Source organism: Frankia sp. ACN1ag, assembly GCF_001414035.1.
GTDB lineage: Bacteria > Actinomycetota > Actinomycetes > Frankiales > Frankiaceae > Frankia > Frankia torreyi.
Window position 1 is genome coordinate 24,829 of the sequence record NZ_LJPA01000001.1, and the last position, 21,468, is coordinate 46,296.

Here is a 21,468-nt window from a genome sequence, read left to right on the forward strand (position 1 = left end):
GAAGCTGGGTGGGTGCCGGGATGGATGCGGTGGGGACCGACACGACCAGGACGACGGCCAGGACGACGGCCAGGATCGGGGTCGTCACCTTCCCGGGTTCGCTCGACGACCGGGACGCGGCCCTCGCCGTGCGGGCCGCCGGCGCCGAGCCGGTCGCCCTCTGGCACGGCGACGACGACCTCGCCGGGGTCGATGCCGTGATCCTGCCCGGCGGCTTCTCCTACGGGGACTACCTGCGTGCCGGTGCGATCGCCCGGTTCTCTCCGATGGTCGCGGCCCTCGTCGCCGCGGCCGCCGACGGCCTGCCCACGCTGGGCATCTGCAACGGCTTCCAGGTGCTGTGCGAGGCCGGCCTGCTGCCGGGCGCGCTGACCCGCAACGCCGGGCTGCACTTCGTCTGCCGCGACCAGCGGCTGCGGGTCGAGACCGCGGCCACGGCGTGGACGCGCGACTACCAGGCCGGCGAGGAGATCACCATCCCCGTCAAGCATGGCGACGGCCGCTTCGTGGCGAGCCCCGGGGTGCTCGCCGAGCTGGCCGCGCAGGACCGGATCGTCCTGCGCTACGTCGGCGGCAACCCCAACGGCTCGGCCGACGACATCGCCGGGGTCTGCAACGCCGAACGCACGGTCATGGGCCTCATGCCCCACCCGGAACACGCCGTCGACGAGCTGACCGGCTCGGGCCTGGACGGGCTGCGCATGTTCACCTCGGTGCTGACCGGCCTGCTCGCCCGCGCCTGACCAGCCCGCCGGTCACACCTGCCCGCAACCGGGGGCGGCCGGCGCGGCCGACCGCACCGACCCGGCCGGCCCAGCGGGCTCCTCGGGCTCGGTGTCGGACTCGGTGTCGGGCTCGTCGTCCCGCGCCACCGACCGGCGCAGCGCCGCATGCAGGGCCGCCGGCGTGAGCACGCCTGCCAGCTCGCCGTGGGCGTGGACGTCGAGCACGCCGCTGTCCTGCGCGAGCAGCGCGGACAGCGCCTCCCGCAAGGACGCCCCCACCTCGATGCTCACCCGCTGCCCGGCACCGCCAGCCGGCCCGGCACCGCCAGCCGGCCCGGCGCCCGCGGCCTCGACCTGGCCGGGTCGGGGCGCTTCGAGATCCTCCCGGCGCAGCGTGGTCACGGACAGCCGCCGCAGCGCCCGGTCGGAACCGGTGAAGCCGGCGACGAAGTCGGTGGCCGGGCGGCCGAGGATGCGGGCCGGTGGGTCGATCTGCTCCAGCTGGCCGCCCTGGCGGAACACCGCGATCCGGTCACCGAGCCGGATCGCCTCGTCCAGGTCGTGAGTGACGAACACCACGGTCTTGCGAATCTCCCGCTGCAACCGCAGGAACTCCGCCTGCAGCCGGTCCCGCGCGATCGGGTCGATCGCGGAGAAGGGCTCGTCCAGGAGCAGCACCGGCGGATCGGCGGCCAGCGCCCTCGCGACGCCGACCCGCTGCTGCTGCCCGCCGGACAGCTCGTGCGGGTAGCGCTTCCCCACCGTCGCCGGGTCAAGGCCGACGAGGTCGAGCATCGCGTCCACCCGGGCGCGGATGCGGGCGCGGTCCCAGCCCAGCAGCCGCGGCACGGTGCCGACGTTCGCGCGCACCGTCAGGTGCGGGAACAGACCGATCTGCTGGATGACGTAGCCGATGCGTCGACGCAGCCGAACCGGGTCGGTGCGGGCCACGTCCTCGCCGGCCACCAGGATGCGCCCGGACGTCGGCTCCACCAGCCGGTTGATCATCTTCATCGTCGTGGTCTTGCCGCAGCCGGACGGGCCCACCAGGCACAGCAGCTCGCCGGCCGGCACGTCGAAGGACAGGTCCGCGACCGCGACCGTGCCGTCCGGGTAGCGCTTGCCCACCCCGCGCAACGAGATCATCGGGTCCGCCGAGGTCGCCGGTTCCACCGAGGTCGTCGGGTCCACGGTCATGGGCGTCGCGTCCTCCGTACCGGTTACGGTGCTTCGGTGGCCATCGTCGCGTCCGGGAGCTGTCTCGAACGAAACGCCTGGATCTGCGGAGATTACGTCGAGACCCGCTCGGACGAGCTGCAGGCGGCACTGCGCGAGCACGTCAGCCTCACGCTGAGCGCGGTCGCGATCGGCCTGGTGATCGCGGTGCCGCTGGTCCTGCTCGCCCGGCGCTGGCGGTTCGCCGTCGCCTGGATCAGCGGGCTGGCGAACATCCTGTACACGGTGCCGTCGCTGGCGTTCTTCGCGCTGCTGCTGCCCGTCACCGGCCTGTCCACGACCACGGTGCGGATCGGGCTGGTGGCGTACACGCTGGTCATCCTCTTCCGCGGGCTGCTAGCCGGGCTCGACTCCGTGCCGGCGGACGTGCGCGATGCCGCCCGGGGCATGGGCTACGGCCCGTTGCGGCTGCTGGTCACCGTGGAGATCCCGCTCGCGCTGCCCGCGATCATGGCCGCGATCCGGGTCGCGACGGTCTCGACGATCGCGCTGGTCACCGTCGGCGCGACGATCGGCCACGGTGGCCTGGGCGATCTCATCTACGACGGCCTGACCAGCTCGTTCAAGTCGGAGGTGCTGACCGCCTCGGTGCTGTGCGTGGCGCTCGCCATCGTCGCCGACCTGCTGCTCGTCGCCCTGCAGTGGCTGCTGACACCCTGGCGTCGCGGCCGCCGGACCCGCGCGGGCCGGGCGGTCGGCCCGCCGTCCGCCGGCTCTCCCGCCGCGAGCCCGCCGGCCGCGAGCCCACTGCCTCCGCAAGGAACCGCCGCATGAGCACCCTGAGCAGCGCGTTCGACTGGCTCACCACCGGCGCGAGCTGGCGCGGCGACGAGGGCATCGCCCACCGCCTCGGCGAGCACCTGCTGCTCACCGGCGCCTCGGTGGGCATCGCGTGCGCGGTCGCGCTGCCGGTCGGGATCGGTCTGGGGCACCTCGGCCGGGGCGGCACCCTGGCCATCAACGTCTCCAACATCGGACGGGCGGTGCCGACGTTCGCCGTCCTCGTGCTCCTGGCGATCGGCCCGCTCGGCATCGGCGACACGACCACCGTCGTCGCGCTCACCCTCTTCGCGATCGCCCCGCTGGTCACCAACAGCTACGTGGGGATGCAGGAGGTCGACGCGGGGGCGAAGGAGGCCGCCCGGGGCATGGGCATGTCCGGCGGCCAGCTCCTGCGCCGGGTGGAGCTCCCGCTGGCCCTACCGATGATCATGCTCGGCCTGCGACTGGCCGCGGTGCAGGTGGTGGCGACGGCGACCATCGCGGCGCTGATCGGCGGCGGCGGGCTCGGCCGGTTCGTCGTCGATGGCCTGGCCAACAACCGCCGCCCCGAGGTGGTCGGCGGCGCGATCCTCGTGGCCGCACTCGCGCTCCTCGTCGACGGCCTGCTGCTCGTCCTGTCCCGCGCGGTGTCGACCCCCCGAGCCCCCCGAGCCCCCAGAGCCCCCAGAGCCCCCAGAGCCCGCTGATTGGAGCTGACAGGGCGCCTCCGCGCAGAAACGTTCAGACGCTCCGGTAGGCGCTTTCGCGATTCACGCAAAAACCTCGACGGGACACCTGGCGGCACCGCTGCGTTCAATGCGCGCGTCACTGGTGATCAATGGCAGTCCCAGGGTCTCGGCGAGGGCGACGTACTGGGCGTCGTAGGCGCTGAGGTTGTGGTGCAGGTCGCGGACGCGCGCCCACAGGATCAGCGTCTCGTGCCGCACCAGCGGCAGGAGTTGGTAATCGCCGATCGCCTTCTCCGCATCCCGATCGGTAAGCTTCCGGCCGCGGACCATCCCGAACAATGCCGAGATCACCTCGTAGTCGAGCAGTCCGGGCGCGGCGAGCGACGAGAGGCCGGCGAGCCGGCGACGCACCGCCTGCCCGGTCGCGCCGTGATCGGCCAGCGTCCGGATCAGCGCCGAGCAGTCGATCACGGCCTCCGGACCACTCACCCCCGTTCCCGGCCCTCGTCGATCGCGGCAAGGATGTCCGAGGTGGCGAGATCGACGTGCGTTTCACGGTCGAGACGAGCCGCCATGTCCGCCAGGCTCGGCGTACGGGCATCCCTGGTGACCAGGTCGAGCAGGTAGGCCTGCAGGCTGCGGCCCGTCTGCGCGGCCTTGAGCTTCAGCGCTTCAAGAGTCGGATCCGAGACGTCGCGGATCGTGATCGCGGCCATGCCTGCATTTTACCTGCAATGCCAGCAGTCTGCTTGCGAGTGAGGTGGTCTCCGTAGTGGTACCACGATCACCACCGGCTCGTGGCCGGCACGGGTGATAATGATCTCCTCCCGGTCATCCGTCATTGCCGAGAGAACTTCCGCATACCGCGCCCGAACCTCGACCTCAGCCTTGACCTTGGCCTTGGCCTTGGCCTTGACCTTGACCTTGGCCTTGGCCTTGGCCTTGGCCTTGGCGATCATGGTGTTCCGCGGAACCGCGCCCCCCGCACCCCGCGCGGATCCCGTCTCGCGGCTCAGCCTGGCTCCGGGCATGCCCGCTGGCACAGCCGCGCACGGACCCGGCCCAGCTCGTCTATGGCTGGAGGCCGAGAAGCGAGGCGTAGTCGCGGCGGCGGTCCAGTGCGGTGAGGATGTCGACGTTGTCGCAAGCCTGGTCGATGGCGCCGGGAAGGTGGCCGACGGTTCCGTCGGGTTGGTGTCCGAGTCGGGCGAGGAGGGCTCGTATCGGCGGGTCGGTGATCGCGTCGGTCAGGGCGCGGGTGAGGCGTTCGGCGGCGAGGACCTGGATGTCCCGGGTGTGGAAGCGGCGCGGCGTCGGGTCGACGGGTTCCGCCAGGCCGAGACCGTTCGTGGCGGCGGCGAGGCGGCCGGCCGCGGCGCACAGGGCCGCCTCGCGGTCCCGCCATCCTGTCGCGCCGAGCGCCCGGCGTAGGTGTGGACCGGCCTGGTCGGCGAGAGCGAGGCGGGCGAACGCGGTCGTCAGCCACTTGTTGTACGGGGCCCAGCGGCGTTCGGTGAGGAATCCGATCCGGACGAGGTCGCGGGCCACCCTGGCGGTGAGTATCCGGGAACCAAGATCGTCGCCGCGCCCGCCCGTCCGGCCGATGAACGGCTCTTCCTGGCTGACGCGGAGCCAGCCGGCAGCGAGGACGTAGCGCCAGATGTCGTCGGGATACCAGTTCAGTGCCCGGCGTCGGGCGGTGAGCAGGCCGAACGGGTCATGCAGGACGACACCGTCGACGAGGCTGGCGAGGATCTGGGTGGGGGCCAGCAGCCAGTCCGTCAGCTCCATCCCCTCGGCGGGGTCGGCTCCGAGACGGCTGACGAAGAACGCCGACACGGTGGTCACCTCGACCTGATGATGTGGCCGGGCATCGTGGCGGTCGGTGTCGGAATACGCGACGGGGAGACCGTCGAAATACTCCGGCAGGTTCTTCAGGGCGGCGTCGATCGGAGCAGTGTCGACGCCCGGAGCGACGAACAACTGGAGGCGAGGACCGAAATCGTGATCGGTGGAGACCTCGTCGTCGAAGCCGAGCACCTCGGAGCCCTCGCCGAGCAGCGCGGCCGCGTGGGGCACGCCCGCCACCATCGGACCGACCACCTGATCGTAGAACCGTCGAGAAAGCTCGCGGCCGGACACGGCCCCGATCGTAAGGGATGAGTAGCGAGCCGGCTGATACCAACCGGGGGCGCGTGCCGAAAGTGAAAACCCCGAGGTTACGGCCTCAGGCCCACGGGAACAGTTCGGGCAGGTCCGGCCTGTGTAGCCGGCCGTAGATCCAGGCAAGCTCGTCGTGGGCGTCGAGAGCATCGGCGGTGGGGTGCGACGCACCCGCAGGCAGGCGTCCGTCCACCGTCGTCCGGAGTGCCGGAAGTCGATCGGCAACAAACTCGTCCGATCCATTCCCATCACCGACGGTCACGTTAGTTAGCATGATAGTTAGCATGACCGGCGACAAGGTAAGTCTGGCTCGAGGGCAGCGAGCGCATGCCGGACGCATGATCAAAATCGGGGCGAGCCCGGAGGGCTCGAATCAGCTGCGTGACCGTTTGTCTACCTTGGCGCTGTTACTTGTGCCTTTTTCGGTTGCGGGACCGCCCTGGCGCGGAGGAGCGTGTCCCGGACGTCCGGAAGTTGTCGGACCCGAGTGCGATGGTGTGGGACAGCCGGGGGCCGCCGTGGCACGCGCCCGACGATCAGGGAGAACGAGCCGAAGATGAACGGTGGGGTCCTCGAACGTGACTGACGCAACAGCACCAACCGCTCCGCGGCGCCGGGACGCTCCGCGGGACTGGCTGCATCACCGTGCCATGGCGGTCCGCCGGCCCGCCGGGCGCCCACGCCGCGTGTTCGCGGGTCTGGCCGTGCTGCTCGCCGTCGCCCTGACAGCCGCGGCCTGCGGCTCCGACTCGGACGGTGGCAGCAGCAGCGGCGCCGCCGGGGCCAGCGTGTCGGCCTCGGCCGGGGGCTCGCTCACGGTCGCCGACGCCGGGTTCACCGAAAGCAAGATCCTCGCGGAGATGTACGCGGCGGTCCTGGAAAAGGCCGGCTACAAGGTCGACCGGACCTCGGTGCAGCAGACCGAGCTCGCGCAGTCGTCGCTGGAGAAGGGCACGGTCGACGCGATGCCGCAGTACGTCGCGACCTACGCCGACCTGCTCAATTCCAAGGTCCATGGCCCGGACGCGGCCTCGGTCTCCTCGCCGGACCTGCAGAAGTCGCTGGCCGCGCTGCGCCCGCTCNCCACCGGCCTCGGCCTGACGGTGCTCGACCCGGCCGACGCGGTCGACCAGAACGCCTTCGCCGTCAGCAAGTCCTTCGCCGCCCAGCACAACCTCAGGACGCTGTCCGACCTGGGCGCCAGCGGTCAGACGGTGAAGATCGCCGCAGGCCCCGAGTGCGAGACCCGGCCGTTCTGCCAGCCCGGCCTGGAGAAGACCTACGGCATCAAGATCAGCCAGATCGTCAAGACCGGCGTCGACACCCCGCAGACGAAGGCCGCGGTCAAGGACGGCACGGCCCAGCTCGGCCTGGTCCTCACCACCGACGCGACCGTCACCGACTACGACCTCGTGGTGCTCACAGACGACAAGAAGCTCCAGAACGCGGACAACCTCGTGCCGATCGTCAACACGAAGTCGCTGACGCCGCAGATCTCGGCGGCGCTGAACAAGCTGGCACCGGTGCTCACCACCGCCGACCTGGCCGACCTGAACAAGAAGGTCGACGCGCAGCGGGAGAAGCCCGCCGATGTCGCCAAGGAGTACCTCAAGGGCAAGGGTCTGCTCAGCTAGCCACGACGCGGGCTCGGCATGGCAGTGGCCCATGCCACGCCGGGCCCGCGGGGCCGGTGTCCGGGCACGGGGGCCGCGAGCTGGCCCGATCCGCGAGGATGGGGGGGTGACCGGCAACCCGACCGCCCCGGCGGCCACCTCCGAGACCACAGGCAGCGCGACGTCCGGTGCCACGGACACCGCCGAGCAGCCGTACCGCGAGCTGGGACTCACCGACGACGAGTACGTACGGATCGTGGCGACCCTCGGCCGCCGCCCCAGCGACGCCGAGCTGGCGATGTACTCGGTGATGTGGAGCGAACACTGCTCCTACAAGTCCTCCAAGGTGCATCTGCGGCAGTTCCGGGACACCCCGTCCACCGACCGGCTGCTCGTCGGCATGGGGGAGAACGCCGGCGTCGTCGACGTCGGCGAGGGCCTGGCCGTCACCTTCAAGATCGAGTCACACAACCATCCCAGCTTCGTGGAGCCCTACCAGGGGGCGGCGACCGGCGTCGGGGGCATCGTCCGCGACATCCTGACCATGGGGGCCCGGCCGATCGCGGTCCTCGACCCCCTGCGCTTCGGCGACGCCGACGCGCCCGACACGGCACGGACGCTGCCCGGGGTGGTCGCCGGCATCGGTGGCTACGGCAACTGCCTCGGCCTGCCCAACATCGGCGGCGAGGTCGTGTTCGACCCGACCTACGCCGGCAACCCGCTGGTCAACGCGCTCTGCGTCGGGGTGATGCCGGTCGGCCGGGTGCAGACCTCGGCGGCCACCGGGGTCGGCAACGCCGTGGTCCTGCTGGGAGCGAAGACCGGCCGGGACGGGATCGGCGGCGTGTCCGTGCTGGCGTCGGCGACCTTCGACGCGGGCGGCGGCCCGGCCCGGCGGCCGTCCGTGCAGGTCGGCGACCCGTTCACGGAGAAGATCCTGATCGAGTCCTGCCTGGAGCTGTTCGACCGCGGGCTCGTCACCGGCATCCAGGACCTCGGCGGCGCCGGGCTGACCTGCGCGCTGACGGAGACGACGGCGGCGGGGCTCGCCACCGGCCAGCCCGGCGGCATGGACGTCGATCTGGACCTGGTGCCCCTGCGCGAGCCGTCGATGGCGGCGCACGAGGTGCTGGCCAGCGAGTCCCAGGAGCGGATGCTCGCGATCGTCACCCCCGAGGCGCTGCCCGAGGTCCTCGCCCTCGCCGAACGCTGGGGGGTGCTGGCGACCAGGATCGGCACGGTCACCGACACCGGGCGGCTGATCGTGCGCTGGCACGGCGAGGTCGTCGTCGACGTGCCACCCGGCTCGCTCGCCGACGACGGCCCCGTCTACGAGCGCCCCCTGCGCCGCCCCGCCGACCTCGACCGGGTCCGGGCGGACGGTCCGACGGCGGCCCGGCTCGCCCGGCCGACCACGCCGGCGCAGCTCCGGGAGACCCTGCTGCGGATGATCGCCTCCCCCAACCTGTGCTCCCGGGCCTGGGTGACCGACCAGTACGACCGGTACGTGCAGGCCGCCACGGTTCTCGCCCAGCCGGAGGACGCCGGCGTGCTGCGGCTGTCCGAGTCGACCGGGCTCGGCATCGCGCTGGCCACCGACGGCAACGGGCGCTACGCCCGGCTCGACCCGTTCACCGGCGCGCAGCTCGCCCTCGCCGAGGCATGCCGCAACGTCAGCGCCGCCGGGTCGGTGCCGATCGCCGTGACGAACTGCCTGAACTTCGGCTCCCCGGAGGATCCCGAGGTGATGTGGCAGTTCGCGCAGGCGTGCGCGGGCCTCGCCGAGGGCTGCCGGCAACTGGGCCTGCCGGTCACCGGCGGCAACGTGTCGTTCTACAACCAGACGGGCTCCGCCCCGATCCACCCGACCCCGGTGATCGGAGTACTGGGCCTGTTCGACGACGTCGCCCGGCGCACCCCGATCGGCTTCACCGACGAGGGCGACGCGCTGATCCTGCTCGGCGAGACCGCCGACGAGTTCGGCGGCTCCGAGTGGGCCTGGGTGACGCACCGACACCTCGGCGGAGCGCCGCCGGCGGTCGACCTCGCCCGGGAGAAGCTGCTCGGGGAGGTCCTCGTCGCCGGTTCCCGCGACGGCATGCTCACCGCCGCCCACGACCTGTCCGAGGGGGGACTCGCGCAGGCCCTCGTCGAGTCGTGCCTGCGCGGCGGGCACGGCGCGCGGATCGTGCTGGGCGCCGGAGCCGACCCGTTCGTCGAGCTGTTCAGCGAGTCGGCCGGGCGCGCCGTCGTCGCCGTGCCGCGCTCGGAGGAGCTGCGCTTCACGGACATGTGCACGGTCCGCGGCCTGCCCTGGCGGCGTATCGGCGTGGTCGACGGCGACGCGCTCGACGTGCAGGACGTGTTGCGCGTCGGCCTCGACGAGCTGCGTGACGCCCACGAGGGCACCCTGCCCGCCCTGTTCGGCCGCACCGCCTAGGGTCCGGCCGCACCGCCCAGGGCCGGAACGGAACCGGGCCTGCGGTCAGGAGTGGCCGTAGGGTTCGGGGCCGGCGGCGTCCGCGGCCTGCTCCCCCGGCTCGGCATCCGCCACCGAGCCGGGGCTGTGGGCGGCGACGCTGATCAGCTCGACGTCCGTCGGCTCCAGGTCGGAGGGGTCCTCGTCGAAGACGATCGGTTCCGGGTGCGCAGACGGCGCCACCAGCGCCTCGGAGTGCGCCCCGCAGCCGTGATCGATGGCGGTGACCCGGCCGTCGTCGGGGGCCAGCTCGTTGGCGCAGGCGCCGAACATACGGCCGAGCGCGCCCGCGAGGCGGACGTGGAAACCGCAGGTCAGGCACGAGGCCGGGGCGACCTTGGCGATCGAGGCGTCCGGCCCGGCGTCACCGGCGTACCAGCGCTCGACGGCCTCCTCCCGACCGGTGACGGACAGCACCCGGGACCGGCCCAGGCCGAGCTCGAAGTAGTCGTCGACGTCGATGAGCTCCTCGACGTCCTCCACGCGCAGCGCGAGCCGGGGATCGTCGATCGCCGTGGGCAGCAGGTCGCCGACCCCGACATCGCCCGGCCGCAGCCGCTGCGACCACGGCACCCACGCCGGGGCGAGCAGCGCGCCCTCGCCCGGCATCAGCACCACGTCGTCGACCGTGACCTTGCGTACCCGCGAGGCGCGGGTGACGACGACCGTCCAGGCCCAGCCCGGGTAGGCGGGCGAGGTGCAGGCGAAGCGGTGCAGGACGATCCGGTCGCCCTCGGCCTCGATGCCAAGGTGCTCGCCGACCTCGCCCTCGCCGCCCGCCTGCTCGACCGCGGCCGCGCGGGCCAGGTCCACGGCGGCCGCGCACACCGCGTCCACCGCCGGCTCCCGCGACGCGCGGACCGCCCGGGGCCGCGCGGCCGGCACCGCCGGGTCGGCGACCGCCTCGGTGGCGAGGCTCACGTCGGGCGGCGGCGCCGCGGTGGTGGCGGACGACGCCCGGGGGCGAGTCCGCGGGGTCGGCGCGTCAAGGTCCGTCGCCGGAGCCGTTGTCACCGTTGTCACGTCTGGGACCTCCGCGCTGCCCTGGGCCGTTGCACCCGCCATGATTTCCGCGCCGGCCGTCTGCGCAGCGTCCGGCACCGAATCCGCACCGAGGGTAGCGGATGGATCCGGCGGCTCGGTCGTGGCGGAACGGACCTCGGGAGCATCCACGCAACGTATTCTCACCCACGGACACTCGCACCGCCCGACGTGGTCGTAGGAGCGCAGGCCAGGGACGAGGACACTTGGCATGGTGAACCTGGGCAGCACGGTCTCGAACAACCTGCGAAGGCTGCGATCGAGCGTGCGCGGGGACGGTGCCGACCGGACCGGACTGTCCGCCCTCACCGAACTGTCCTTCGTCAACGCCGCGGGCGACGCGCTGGTCACGGTCGCACTGGCCGGGTCGCTGTTCTTCTCGGTGCCCTCGGGGGAGGCCCGATCGAAGGTCGCCCTCTACCTGCTCATCACCATGGTGCCATTCGCCCTGCTGGCACCGGTCATCGGGCCGCTGCTCGACCGGGTCGCCTACGGCCGGCGCACGGCGCTCGCCGCCATCTGCCTGGGCCGAGGCCTGCTGGCCTGGCAACTTGCCGGGGCGCTGCACGGGCTGGCCGTCTATCCGCTCGCCCTCGGCCTGCTCGTGCTCTCCCGCGGCTTCGGCGTGGCGCGCAGCGCGGTCATCCCCCGGGTCGCCCCGGCCGAGCTCACCCTCGTCAAGGTCAACTCACGGATCTCGCTGGTCAACATCGTCGCCGNCGCCATCGTGGCGCCGGTCGGGCTGGGCATCGCGCACATCCCGTTCGTCGGCTATCCGTGGGTGCTGCGGCTCTGCGCGATCGTCTACATGGCCGGCGTCCTGCTGGCCTTCAACCTCCCCAGGCACGTCGACTCGGCGGCCGGCGAGCTGCCGCTGCGCGCCCCGGTCGCGCCCGACGGCCGGCGCGGGCTCGGGGCGCGGCTGCGGGCGTTCCTCGGCGCGCTGCCGGTGGCCCTGCGCGCCACCGCGGTCCTGCGCGGCCTCGTCGGCTTTCTCACCTTCTATCTCGCCTTCCTGCTGCGGACCAACGGCGGCAACAACCTGTGGCTGGGCGGCCTGGCCGTGGCCGCGGGCGTCGGCAGCGGGCTCGGCGTGTTCATCGGCGGCCGACTCGGCCGACGACGCCCGGAGGGCATCCTCATGCTCGCCCTGGTCCTGGCGGCCGGCGGTTGTCTCGGCGCCGCCATCACCTACACCAGGTTCACCTCGCTCGTCGCGGCGCTGCTGGCCACCATGGCCGGCTCGATGGGCAAGCTGGCGCTCGACGCCGTCGTCCAGCGCGACATCCCGGAGGCGACACGCAACTCCGCGTTCGCCCGCTCCGAGACCGCGCTCCAGCTCACCTGGGTCGCCGGTGGCGCCCTCGGGCTCATCGAGATGCCCGGGACAGTCGGCTTCGCGGTGGCCGCCGCGGTCGTCTGCGCGACGCTGTTCGTCCAGGCCGGCGCGCTGCGCCGCTCGCGCCTGGCGGCCCGCGACCGGCTGCGGGGCGCCGATCTCCCGCCGCCGGGCGGCGCGGTCCCGGCGGGTGCACCCGCCGGCGCCGTCCCAACTCCCGCCGGCCAGCCCCGCGTGGGGCCGCCCGGGCCGGCGTACCCCGCCGGCGCCGCGGCGTATCCCCCGGGCGCCCAGCCGCAGGCCCCACTCCCGGACCCGACGGCATACCCAGGGCCGACGACATACCCGGAATACCCGGACCCGACGGCATACCCAGGGCCGACGGCATACCCAGGCCCGACGGCAACGGTGTCCACACCGGCGCCGCCCGTCGACCCCTGGCGGGAGGCGCCGCCGGCGCCCATCCCGCCCACGCTGGAGGACCCCACCCGGCCGGACGCGCCGCGGCAGCGCCGAGGCCTGGGGCGTCGGCGGCGCGCCTGACCTCGCCGGCCTGACCAACGACACCGACCCGACCAACGGCAGGGCCCAGCCGAATCCGCCGGCGGGACGTGACACCGCTCACGACGTCGGCCCCACGCCACTCGCGGACGCCTCGGCTCGGGACGCCGCGACGGCGGCGGCGATAGCCTCCGAGCGTGCGTACGTCAACGCGGTCCCGTCGCCGGCCGTTCCCACGGCTCGCCGCGATCACCGCCGCCATCGTCGCGGTCGGTCTCGGGGTCGCCGGCTGCGACCGTCCGACACCGCTGGTGACGATGGAGTCCGGCGGCGACTTCGTGAAGACGAACGCGGCGCAGTACCTGCGGGACGGTGCCCTCATCCAGCAGACGGTCTCCCCGCCCCACCTGGACGCCCGCCCCGGGGGCAGCCTCAACATCGACGTCCCGACCTCGGTGGCCGATCGCGGCTACTTCCTCTCGGTCAACAACCAGCGGATCACCGAGACGATCAGCGACACCCACTACCGCTACCTGCTCCCGAACGTGCAGGGGACGGTGAACCTCGTGGTCTTCGCCGCGCCCACCGACCCGAAGTCGACCACGGCATCGGGGAGCTGGCCGTTCGTGGTCTCGATCAAGCCCTGACCCGCATCCCGCCGCGCCGCCCGCCCGAGACGCTCGCCCGCGGCGGCCCGACCGGCGACCGCCCGGGCCGGATCGGGGGACGTACCGTCCGGGTACCCCCGTTGCCACCGCTCGGCCCCTCGGCATGCGCGCAGCGTGCCCCTGGTCGCCATCAGGACCACGCAGCGTCGACCGTGGTGCTAAGGTCCGGCAACAAGTCCGATTTGCACCACATCGAAAATCCCGTGCCGTTACATCGCCGTCCGGCCCGGTGCCATTCGAGTAGATCAACCAACAGCGCATGACGGCAGACGAGGACATTCCAGATCATGATCCGGACCTGGTCGTGAGCCGCACCCTGATCGTCACCGCGGTGACAGCCGAGGCAGACGCGGTGTGCGCAGGGCTGATGGGTAGCTGGTCGCGTGGCCGGACGAGGTTGCCGGCCGGCCCGGGCAACCTGGTGTCCCCGGACTGGGACCGCCAGTTGCTCACCACGTCGACGTTGGGCCCCTACGTCGGGCGCCGGCGTGGCCCGATCACTGTCCTCGCCGCAGGCACCGGCGGTCCGGCCGCCGCCGCCGGCACCGCGACGGCCCTGGCGGTCGCGAGCGCCGCCGGGCAGCCGTTCGATCTCGTGGTGACCATGGGCGTCGCGGGCGGGTTCCGCGGCTGGGCGGAGGTCGGCGACATCGTCGTCGCCGAGCGGATGGTCGCCGCGGACCTCGGCGCCGAGTCCGGTCTCGACGAGGAGCCCCCGTCGGCACCGGCCGGCCGGATCAGCGAGATGGACCGCAACCTCGGCTTCCACGCGGCCGGCGCACCGACCCGTCGGGGCCCCGACGGACGCGGCCCGACCGGCAGCGGGACGTTTCTCACCCTGGACGACCTGGGACTCGGCTCGTCCACCGTGCGCCCCGAGCCGGAGCTGGTGTCGCGGCTGCACACCGTGCTCGACGCCACCGGTCGACGGATCGTCACGGGTACCGTGGTCAGCGTGTCGACCGTGACAGGCACGGAACGCCGGGCCAGCGCCCTCACCGAGCGGCTGGACCCGGTGGCCGAGGCGATGGAGGGCTACGCCGTAGCCCTGGCCGCGAGATCCTTCGGCGTCCCCGCCGCGGAGATCCGCGCTGTGAGCAACCCGGTCGGCCGCCGGGACCGCGCCGGCTGGAACCTGCCGGCCGCGCTCGCCAGTCTGCGCACGGCCGCGGCGGCGCTGGTCGCGCACCCCGAGGGCCTGGTCGCCGCCGAGGCGCTGCCCGCCGCCGGCGGGACGGCCGCGGCGGGCTCCGGTCCCCAGCACGGCAGCAACGGCGCGCGCTGACCGGCCCGGACAACGCGCCTACAGGACACCGACGCGACCTTCAGGACGGGGCGGCGGACACGAGCGAGCGGCGGGACACCGACGAGCGGGAGGACACCGGATGAGCGAGCGCCCGACGGGCACGGCGGCGCGAGACACCCAGTCGCTGTCCCTGGCCATCTCCCCGTGTCCCAACGACACGTTCGCCTTCCACGCCCTGGCCCACGGGCTGGTGCCGGANGCACCCGCGGTGACGGTGACGTTCGCCGACATCGACGTGCTGAACTCCCGCGCGGCCGAGCGGCGTGACGATCTGGTCAAGGTGTCCTACGGGGCCCTGCCGTGGTTGCTGGCCGACTACCAGTTGCTGACCTCCGGCGGGGCGCTGGGCCGCGGCTGCGGCCCGCTGGTGCTCACCGCCGGCCGCACCGACCTGCGCGGAGCCCGGGTTGCCATCCCCGGCACCCGCACCACCGCCTACCTGCTGTTCCGGCTGTGGGCCGCCGATCGTGGCGTGGCGAGCATCGACGTGGTGCCGTTCGAGAAGATCATGCCGGCGGTGCAGGAGGGCCGGTACGACGCGGGGCTGGTCATCCACGAGTCGCGGTTCACCTACCCGTCGTACGGGCTGACGGCGCTCGCCGACCTCGGCGACTGGTGGGAGGAGCAGACCTCACTGCCGATCCCGCTCGGCGCGATCCTCGCCCGCCGCGAGCTGGACGGCGTCGCGCTGTCCGCCGCGGTGCGCGCCAGCGTCGCCGCCGGCTTCGCCGACCCGTCCGCGAGCGCCGACTACGTCCTCGCCCATTCGCAGGAGATGGCGCCGGACGTCGTCGACGCGCACATCAAGCTGTACGTCAACGAGTTCAGCCTCGATCTCGGCGACGAGGGGTTCGCCGCCATCGAGACGCTGCTCGCCCGTGCCGCCGACGCGGACCTCGTGCCGAGGCTCAGCCAGCCGTTGCGCTGAGCCTCGGCATCGCTGGGCCCCGGGGCATCGCTGGGCCCCGGCATCGCCCGGCTCGGCGTCGACCCGCTCGGGGCGGCCTTCACCGTGGCCGCGCTCGAGAAGATCCTCGCCGCCGCCGGACGGGCCCAGCTCAAGGGGGTGCTCACCGATCAGGCTCGCCTCGCCGGCGTCGGCAACGCCTACTCCGACGAGGCGCTGTGGACGGCGGGGCTGTCGCCGTTCAAGCCGGCCGCGGGGCTGTCGGCGGCGCAGACCGCGAGCCTGCACGCCGCGCTCGTCGGCGTGCTCACCGCCGCCCGCGACAGCGCCGCCGGGCTCGCCGCCGGCGAGCTCAAGGCCGAGAAGAAGGCCAACCTGGCGGTGCACGGACGGGCCGGGTCGCCCTGCCCCCGCTGCGGCGACACCGTGCGGGAGGTCTCGTTTGCCGACCGGGCCCTGCAGTACTGCCCGACCTGTCAGACCGGCGGGCGGACGCTCGCCGATCGCCGGTTGTCCCGACTGCTGAAATAGGTGGCAGGATGGCAGGGTGAGTTCTGATCAGATCCCGGCCGTCAGCGTCGCCGACCTGCCTGCCGACCTGTCCGCGGACGGTGCCCCGCTGCTCGTGGATGTCCGGGAGCCCGACGAGTGGTCCGCCGGTCACATCGCCGACGCCCTGCACATCCCCATGGGTGAGCTCGTCACCCGGCTCGACGAGGTGCCCCGCGAGCAGGACGTGGTCGTCGTGTGCCGCTCCGGCGGACGCTCCGCCGCCGTCACGGGCTACCTCGCCCAGGGCGGCTGGCAGGTTCGCAACCTCACCGACGGCATGCTCGCCTGGCAGGCCCACGGCCGGCCGATGGTGAGCGAGAGCGGCGCCGCGCCCCGAGTCCTCTAGCCGTCCTCCGGCCCCGGCGGCCCCGGCGGCCCGCCAAGCCCGGTGCGGCGGCCGGGGCCGGCCGGCTCAGCCCGCGGTGCTCGGGCTGGGCTCGGCCGACGCGTCCTCGACCCGCACCACGTAGTCCTCGATGACCGGATTGGCCAGCAGCGTCGACGCGAGATGTTCGACCCGCGCCAGCACCGCGCCGTCCAGCGCCACCCCGTCCGCCAGCTCCAGCTCGAAACGCTTGCCCTGGCGGACGCCGACGATTCCGCTCACCCCGAGGCGAGGCAGCGCGCCCAGCACCGCCTGGCCCTGCGGGTCGAGGATCTCCGGCTTGAGCATCACATCCACCACAACCCTGGTCACACCCGCGGACACTACCGGCCCGGCGGCCCCGTCGGCGGCGATTGCGGGCCGATTGGGGGCCGTGCCGAAGAGTCGACCCGCCGCGGCCGCGGGGGTGGCCACCCAGGCGAAGCGTCCGGCCGGCCCGTCGGGTCCGGCCTAAGCTCGGTTGGTGCCGTCCTGGAATGCCTCAGCCCCGGTTGTCGGGTTCGACCTCGACCTGACCCTGTTGGACGCCCGTGCCGGCATCCGGGCCACCTTCGCCGCCCTGTCCGACGAGACCGGCGTGGCCGTCGACGCCGATCTGGTCGTCTCCCGGCTCGGACCGCCGCTGGAGAGCGAGCTCGCCCACTGGTTCCCCGCCGCGGACGTGTCCGCCATCGCCGCCCGCTACCGGGAGCTGTCCGCTGTGCACGCGGTCCCCGCGTCGGTCCCGATGCCGGACGCGCGCGCCGCGGTGGACGCGGTACGCCGGCTCGCCGGTCGCGTCGTCGTCGTCACCGCCAAGAGCACCCCGCTCGCCCGGGCGAGTCTGAAACGTATCGGCATCGCCGCCGACGCGGTCGAGGGCGCCCTGTTCGCCCGGACGAAGGGGGCCGCCCTGCTCACCCATCGGGTGGACGTCTTCGTCGGGGATCACGTCGGCGACATGATCGGCGCACGGGAGGGCGGCGCGCTCGCGGTGGGCGTGGCCACGGGCCCCTGCTCGGCGGAGGAGCTGCGCACGGCCGGTGCGGACGTCGTCCTGGCCCGGCTCGGCGAGTTCCCACCCTGGCTGCTGGGCGAGGACACCCGGCGGCGTTGACCGCCGCTCAGCCGCTCAGTCGATCGGGAGGTGCGGGTTGGTCCGGTAGAGGTCCGGATCGGCCTCCTCGGGGATCCGGGAGCGGACGGCGACGAGCACCCCGGCCAGCGCGACGGCGAACCCGATGGTCAGCCCGCCGCCGGCCACGGCGTTCAGCCACGTCGGCAGGTTCCTGACCCCGAAGAAGAACGGGATCACCGCGACCGCCGTGGCGAGCAGGCCGATCCCGAACAGCACGCACCCGGCCGCGACGAGCCGGTCCGCGCGGCCCGCCGCCGGCTCGTCCCGGGGTCCGACCTGCTCGGTCGGTGGCGACGTCAGCGGCACAGCCGCCAGCCTACGGGGCGCCGCCGGCGGGAGCCGCCCACGGCGGCGGCCACGGGAACCCGCGAGGGCTCCTCGGGGTGCCCGGCTCCGGGGCGGGCACCCCGCGGGCGGCGCTCAGACGACCGGCGCGCCCTCGCCCTGCTGGTGTGCGCCCCGCTCGACGTGCTCGCGGTAGTTCGCGGCTTCCTGGTCGGAAACCTCCAGACCCTCGGCCGCGCGGTTCGCCTCGGGATCGTCCGGGCCGCCGTCCGCGCCGAGCACGGCCTCGTCCCGAGCCCGGCTCCGCTCGGCCTCCTCGAAGTCCTCCGGGGTACGGAAGTCCTCGCGATCGGGATTCGCCATCGAAACGCCTCCTGCCATCGGGGGCCGGCCGTCCAGCTCGGACGGTCGGCCCAGGGTCAGGACCTGGCATGCCCGGGGTGCACCCCGGATAACACCGGGAAGGGGATCGTCACTGGTGAGGTCCGGCCGACAGCCGATCGCGACCGAAGACCCCGCGCGTGGTGCGGTCGGCGGATAGCCTGGGATTCCCTCAGCTTTCGTCGCGTTGTCCTGTCGTTACACAGAACGAGGTCGCCCGTGCCCACCGGCAAAGTCAAGTGGTTCGACGTTGACAAGGGCTTCGGCTTTCTCAGCCGTGACGACGGCGGCGACGTCTTCGTCCACAAGGCCGCGCTACCGGCAGGGGTGGAGCGGCTCAAGCCGGGCGATCGGGTGGAGTTCGGCGTCGCGGCCGGGCGGCGCGGGGACCAGGCGCTGTCGGTCCGGCTGCTGGCCGCGCCCCCGTCGGTGGCGAAGGCGGCCGCGCAGGCGGCCCGCCGCAGCCCCGACGAGCTGCACAGCATGGTCGAAGACATGATCAAGGTGTTGGACGACGTCCAGCGCGATCTGCGCCGCGGTCGCTACCCGGACCGCCGGATCGCGCAGCGGGTGGCCAAGGTCGTGCACGCCGTCGCCAATGAGCTGGAGGCGTAGGAGGCGGCGGGGCGTCAGTCCTCACGGCTCCGTCGGCGGCAGGAAGCTCACCCGGCGGCCGCAACCGGTGCACACCGCCACCTGGGCGCCGGGTTCGTCGTCGGAGGCGACGAGATGGGTCAACGGGACCGGCCCCGCGCACCAGGGGCACAGCAGCCACGGTCCGTCGACGCCGGGCGGGCCACCGGTATCCATTCGCCCACGATGCCTCATCCCGCCGCGGGCGCGGGCCACTATCGCCACATCCACTATCCGCAAACGCCCGGAGTCCGCAAACATCCACAATCGCAACACATTGTCGGCCAACCGACCCGAACGACCGCCCGGGAGCCCGCGCGTGCCGAAGACGGCCCGCGGTGCGGCAGACTGCGAACGGAGACGACGCGACCCAGAAACACCGGCGAACCCCGACCGCCGCGTGCCGCCGGACGGGAACGAGCTGGTAGCGGGTCGGGTCCGGGCCGTGCGTGGGATCGGGAGCTGAGAGGCATTCGCGTGACAAGCAGTGGGCAGCGGTCGTGATCACATCCGTAGGGTGCTGACCGTGGTCGACGACGCCGGGGGCCCGAACCCCCGCCGCACCGATCCGGGCGACCCGCTCAACCCCCACGAGCCGCGGTCCATCGGTCCCTACGCCCTCATCAGCCGCCTGGGCGTCGGCGGGATGGGCACGGTCTACCTGGCCCGCAACACCACCGGGCGGCGGGTCGCCGTCAAGGTGATCCGGCCCGACCTCGCGGCCGACGAGGAGTTCCGCCGCCGGTTCCGGGCCGAGGTGGAGGCCGCCCGGCGGGTCGCCCCCTTCTGTACCGCCGAGGTGCTCGACGCCGATCCGAACGCGCCGGCACCCTACCTGGTCACCGAGTTCATCGACGGCGTCCGGCTGGACGAGCAGGTCGAGTCCGGTCCGCTGGCCTCCTCGACCCTGACCGGCCTGGCTGTCGGGGTGGCGACCGCCCTGACCGCCATCCACAGCGCGGGGCTCGTGCACCGTGACCTCAAACCGAGCAACGTCATGCTCTCGCTGTCCGGTCCCCGGGTGATCGACTTCGGCATCGCCCAGGCGTTGGAGGGCGCGAAGGCCAAGCCGACGGCGTGGGGGTTCGGCTCGGCCGGCTGGATGGCGCCCGAGCAGGTGCACGGCCAGCCGATCGGACCCGAGGCGGACGTGTTCGCGTGGGGCATCCTCATCGCCTACGCCGGCACCGGCCGGCACCCCTTCGGCGACGGCTCGGATATCGACCTCGGCATGCGCATCGTGGGCTCCGCCCCGGATCTGCGTGGCCTGCGGGAGCCGCTGGTCGGGCTGGTCAGCGCCGCCCTGGCGAAGCATCCCGACGACCGGCCGAGCGCCCGGGAGCTGCTGCTGCGGCTCGTCGCGCAGCCGCCGGCCCGCGGTGGCCCCGCCATCGGGCCGGCGATAGGCCAGGTCGAGGAGCTGCTCAACCGCACCGGCGAGGTGCCCCGCCCGGCGCCGACGCGGGTGGGCCCGGTGACCTCGGCCCCCGCCCGCCGCCCGCCCCGGGACGGCGCCCCCGCGGTGAGGCCCGACGTGGCCGGCCCACCGGGCCGCGCGCCCGCCGCAGACCGGGCCCCGGGCGCCCACGGGCCCAGCCCGACGCCGGCGATGGGTGGCCCGCCGAACGGCGGCCGGCCGCGGGGCGCCCCCTACCCGGCGACCGCCGGCCCCCCCGGTGGTCGCGGGCCGGGAGCCGCGCCAGGCGCTCCACCGGACGGGCGCCAGCCGGACGGGCGCCAGCCGGGCGGGCGGCCGCGCGGGTCGGCGCCGGGCACGCCCGCGGCCCGGTGGGCCGGTCCTGGCGGTCAGCGAGCACCCGGTCAGGCCCCGGGACCCGGGCCGCAGCCGGCGCGGATGGCCGAGCCGAGCCGCACGCCGGAGCCGACCCGGACGCCCGGCCCGCCGCGAATGTCGGAAACGCCGCGAATGTCGGAACCACCCCGGTCCTCGGAGTCGGCACGGATGGCGGGGCCGGCCCGGATCGCGGGGCCGGCACGGATGTCGGAGCCGGCACGGATGTCGGAGCCGGCACGAGTGCCGGGTCCCACGCCGATGCCCGGCGCCGCAGACACCCCCTATCCGCCCTATCCGCAGTCCCGGCCCCGGCGCGGACCGGACCGCCGGCAGCTCGCACTGATCATCGGAATCGTCGTGGCGGCGCTGATCGCCATCGTGGTCGTGGTCAGCCTGCCGAGCCGCAACGGCGGCAGGACTGACTCTGGCCGGCCGCCTGGCTCCGCCGGGACGGTGGCGGGCGGTGCGTCGGTCACCCCGAGTCCCACCGCGGGGCTTGGCCTGCCGGCGACGGACGGCCGGCTGGAGTTCGTCGTGGCGGGCGTCGACTGCTCGAAGACCCGGCTAGGCGACGGGATCCTCGCACTGCGCGCGGACGGCAGGTTCTGCCTGGCCCGGGTGACGGTGCGCAACACCGGTGACACCTCCGCGGCGTTGGACAACACCACCGAGCTGCTCTGGGACGATCACGGCGACCGTCACGAGGCGAACTTCCTCGCCCGCTTCAAGCTGGACGAGAACCTGTGGGACTCCATCAACCCCGGCGAGACCAAGCGCGGCACCCTGGTCTTCGACGTCCCCCGCGATGCGCAGCCGCAGGAACTCGAGCTCCACGAGAGTTCGCAGAGCGCCGGGGCCCACATCCCGGTCCGCTGACGGCGGCCGGCCGCC

At 73.5% G+C, this 21,468-nt stretch carries 21 protein-coding genes and 7 pseudogenes; 17 read left to right on the forward strand and 11 right to left on the reverse strand.

Features of this window, described 5'->3' with window-relative positions; genetic code table 11:
* The first annotated feature begins 20 nt into the window (after positions 1-20).
* Positions 21-743 (forward strand): phosphoribosylformylglycinamidine synthase subunit PurQ, encoded by a 723-nt coding sequence (purQ, locus tag UK82_RS00095; RefSeq protein WP_044886083.1) that lies wholly within the window; start codon positions 21-23, stop codon positions 741-743.
* A gap of 12 nt (positions 744-755) precedes the next feature.
* On the opposite strand, the gene UK82_RS00100 is transcribed toward purQ, so the two are convergent.
* Complete coding sequence (locus UK82_RS00100) at positions 756-1,871, reverse strand: ATP-binding cassette domain-containing protein (protein ID WP_083507000.1); 1,116 nt, start codon at positions 1,869-1,871, stop codon at positions 756-758.
* Positions 1,872-1,958: 87 nt separating this feature from the next.
* Between UK82_RS00100 and UK82_RS00105 the strand changes: the two genes are divergently transcribed.
* Both UK82_RS00105 and UK82_RS00110 read left to right on the forward strand, forming a co-directional pair.
* Positions 1,959-2,735: an ABC transporter permease gene (locus UK82_RS00105; RefSeq protein ID WP_063897412.1), complete on the forward strand. Its 777-nt coding sequence runs from the start codon at positions 1,959-1,961 to the stop codon at positions 2,733-2,735.
* Positions 2,732-3,430 carry an ABC transporter permease gene (locus UK82_RS00110; protein ID WP_055405973.1) on the forward strand — a complete coding sequence of 233 codons (699 nt, stop codon included), beginning with the start codon at positions 2,732-2,734 and terminating at the stop codon, positions 3,428-3,430. Before UK82_RS00105 ends, UK82_RS00110 begins: the two co-directional genes overlap by 4 nt.
* 63 nt (positions 3,431-3,493) lie before the next feature.
* Here UK82_RS00110 and UK82_RS00115 read toward each other — a convergent pair whose 3' ends face one another.
* From UK82_RS00115 to UK82_RS41280, 5 genes and pseudogenes are all read right to left on the reverse strand, one after another.
* Entirely contained in the window at positions 3,494-3,883 is a 390-nt protein-coding gene (locus UK82_RS00115) for a type II toxin-antitoxin system VapC family toxin (protein WP_044886108.1), read from the reverse strand.
* A gap of 14 nt (positions 3,884-3,897) precedes the next feature.
* Positions 3,898-4,128, reverse strand: a complete 231-nt coding sequence (locus tag UK82_RS00120; RefSeq protein ID WP_044886081.1) for a FitA-like ribbon-helix-helix domain-containing protein — start codon at positions 4,126-4,128, stop codon at positions 3,898-3,900.
* Positions 4,129-4,191: 63 nt separating this feature from the next.
* Positions 4,192-4,290: pseudogene (locus UK82_RS42145) on the reverse strand (type II toxin-antitoxin system prevent-host-death family antitoxin); the annotation flags it as partial.
* A gap of 193 nt (positions 4,291-4,483) precedes the next feature.
* Positions 4,484-5,554 carry a DUF4037 domain-containing protein gene (locus UK82_RS00130; protein ID WP_055405974.1) on the reverse strand — a complete coding sequence of 357 codons (1,071 nt, stop codon included), beginning with the start codon at positions 5,552-5,554 and terminating at the stop codon, positions 4,484-4,486.
* Between the two features lie 85 nt (positions 5,555-5,639).
* Positions 5,640-5,768 (reverse strand): hypothetical protein, encoded by a 129-nt coding sequence (locus tag UK82_RS41280; RefSeq protein ID WP_255354218.1) that lies wholly within the window; start codon positions 5,766-5,768, stop codon positions 5,640-5,642.
* Positions 5,769-6,225: 457 nt separating this feature from the next.
* Between UK82_RS41280 and UK82_RS34610 the strand changes: the two genes are divergently transcribed.
* From UK82_RS34610 to purL, 3 genes and pseudogenes are all read left to right on the forward strand, one after another.
* Positions 6,226-6,657: glycine betaine ABC transporter substrate-binding protein (locus UK82_RS34610; protein ID WP_304438022.1), on the forward strand; the 432-nt coding region annotated here is incomplete at its 3' end.
* A gap of 1 nt (position 6,658) precedes the next feature.
* A pseudogene (locus UK82_RS34615) lies at positions 6,659-7,209 on the forward strand (ABC transporter substrate-binding protein); the annotation flags it as partial.
* A 106-nt stretch (positions 7,210-7,315) separates the two neighbouring features.
* The gene (gene purL, locus UK82_RS00140; protein ID WP_044886078.1) at positions 7,316-9,628 is read left to right on the forward strand and encodes a phosphoribosylformylglycinamidine synthase subunit PurL; all 2,313 of its coding nucleotides are present in this window, start codon (positions 7,316-7,318) and stop codon (positions 9,626-9,628) included.
* 45 nt (positions 9,629-9,673) lie between these two features.
* Here the strand turns inward: purL and UK82_RS00145 are convergent, their stop codons facing one another.
* Positions 9,674-10,690: a DUF3027 domain-containing protein gene (locus UK82_RS00145; protein WP_236705291.1), complete on the reverse strand. Its 1,017-nt coding sequence runs from the start codon at positions 10,688-10,690 to the stop codon at positions 9,674-9,676.
* Between the two features lie 229 nt (positions 10,691-10,919).
* Here UK82_RS00145 and UK82_RS34620 point away from each other — a divergent pair.
* The 8 genes and pseudogenes from UK82_RS34620 to UK82_RS00175 form a co-directional block, all read left to right on the forward strand.
* A pseudogene (locus UK82_RS34620) lies at positions 10,920-11,427 on the forward strand (MFS transporter); the annotation flags it as partial.
* Position 11,428: 1 nt separating this feature from the next.
* A pseudogene (locus UK82_RS00150) lies at positions 11,429-12,590 on the forward strand (MFS transporter); the annotation flags it as partial.
* Positions 12,591-12,745: 155 nt separating this feature from the next.
* The gene (locus UK82_RS00155) at positions 12,746-13,195 is read left to right on the forward strand and encodes a hypothetical protein (protein WP_044886075.1); all 450 of its coding nucleotides are present in this window, start codon (positions 12,746-12,748) and stop codon (positions 13,193-13,195) included.
* Positions 13,196-13,475: 280 nt separating this feature from the next.
* Positions 13,476-14,501 (forward strand): futalosine hydrolase, encoded by a 1,026-nt coding sequence (gene mqnB / locus UK82_RS00160; RefSeq protein WP_236705292.1) that lies wholly within the window; start codon positions 13,476-13,478, stop codon positions 14,499-14,501.
* A 100-nt stretch (positions 14,502-14,601) separates the two neighbouring features.
* Positions 14,602-14,720, forward strand: a pseudogene (locus UK82_RS34625) (MqnA/MqnD/SBP family protein); the annotation flags it as partial.
* 1 nt (position 14,721) lies between these two features.
* Positions 14,722-15,450 (forward strand): annotated as a pseudogene (locus tag UK82_RS00165) (MqnA/MqnD/SBP family protein); the annotation flags it as partial.
* A 36-nt stretch (positions 15,451-15,486) separates the two neighbouring features.
* A pseudogene (locus UK82_RS00170) lies at positions 15,487-15,960 on the forward strand (zinc finger domain-containing protein); the annotation flags it as partial.
* A 16-nt stretch (positions 15,961-15,976) separates the two neighbouring features.
* Positions 15,977-16,327, forward strand: coding sequence for a rhodanese-like domain-containing protein (locus UK82_RS00175; RefSeq protein WP_044886073.1), 351 nt, complete (start codon positions 15,977-15,979; stop codon positions 16,325-16,327).
* A gap of 66 nt (positions 16,328-16,393) precedes the next feature.
* On the opposite strand, the gene purS is transcribed toward UK82_RS00175, so the two are convergent.
* Complete coding sequence (purS, locus tag UK82_RS00180) at positions 16,394-16,678, reverse strand: phosphoribosylformylglycinamidine synthase subunit PurS (protein WP_044886105.1); 285 nt, start codon at positions 16,676-16,678, stop codon at positions 16,394-16,396.
* Between the two features lie 151 nt (positions 16,679-16,829).
* Between purS and UK82_RS00185 the strand changes: the two genes are divergently transcribed.
* Positions 16,830-17,462, forward strand: a complete 633-nt coding sequence (locus UK82_RS00185) for an HAD family hydrolase (protein WP_044886072.1) — start codon at positions 16,830-16,832, stop codon at positions 17,460-17,462.
* 15 nt (positions 17,463-17,477) lie between these two features.
* Here UK82_RS00185 and UK82_RS00190 read toward each other — a convergent pair whose 3' ends face one another.
* Both UK82_RS00190 and UK82_RS00195 read right to left on the reverse strand, forming a co-directional pair.
* Positions 17,478-17,789, reverse strand: a complete 312-nt coding sequence (locus UK82_RS00190) for a hypothetical protein (RefSeq protein WP_044886104.1) — start codon at positions 17,787-17,789, stop codon at positions 17,478-17,480.
* 114 nt (positions 17,790-17,903) lie between these two features.
* The gene (locus UK82_RS00195; protein ID WP_044886071.1) at positions 17,904-18,131 is read right to left on the reverse strand and encodes a hypothetical protein; all 228 of its coding nucleotides are present in this window, start codon (positions 18,129-18,131) and stop codon (positions 17,904-17,906) included.
* A gap of 237 nt (positions 18,132-18,368) precedes the next feature.
* On the opposite strand from UK82_RS00195, the gene UK82_RS00200 reads away from it, so the two are divergent.
* Positions 18,369-18,764: a cold-shock protein gene (locus UK82_RS00200; protein WP_044886070.1), complete on the forward strand. Its 396-nt coding sequence runs from the start codon at positions 18,369-18,371 to the stop codon at positions 18,762-18,764.
* A gap of 21 nt (positions 18,765-18,785) precedes the next feature.
* On the opposite strand, the gene UK82_RS33925 is transcribed toward UK82_RS00200, so the two are convergent.
* The gene (locus tag UK82_RS33925) at positions 18,786-18,959 is read right to left on the reverse strand and encodes a hypothetical protein (protein ID WP_173402717.1); all 174 of its coding nucleotides are present in this window, start codon (positions 18,957-18,959) and stop codon (positions 18,786-18,788) included.
* A gap of 349 nt (positions 18,960-19,308) precedes the next feature.
* Here UK82_RS33925 and UK82_RS00205 point away from each other — a divergent pair, with 349 nt between their 5' ends.
* Positions 19,309-21,453 carry a protein kinase domain-containing protein gene (locus UK82_RS00205; protein ID WP_236705294.1) on the forward strand — a complete coding sequence of 715 codons (2,145 nt, stop codon included), beginning with the start codon at positions 19,309-19,311 and terminating at the stop codon, positions 21,451-21,453.
* Positions 21,454-21,468: the final 15 nt, after the last annotated feature.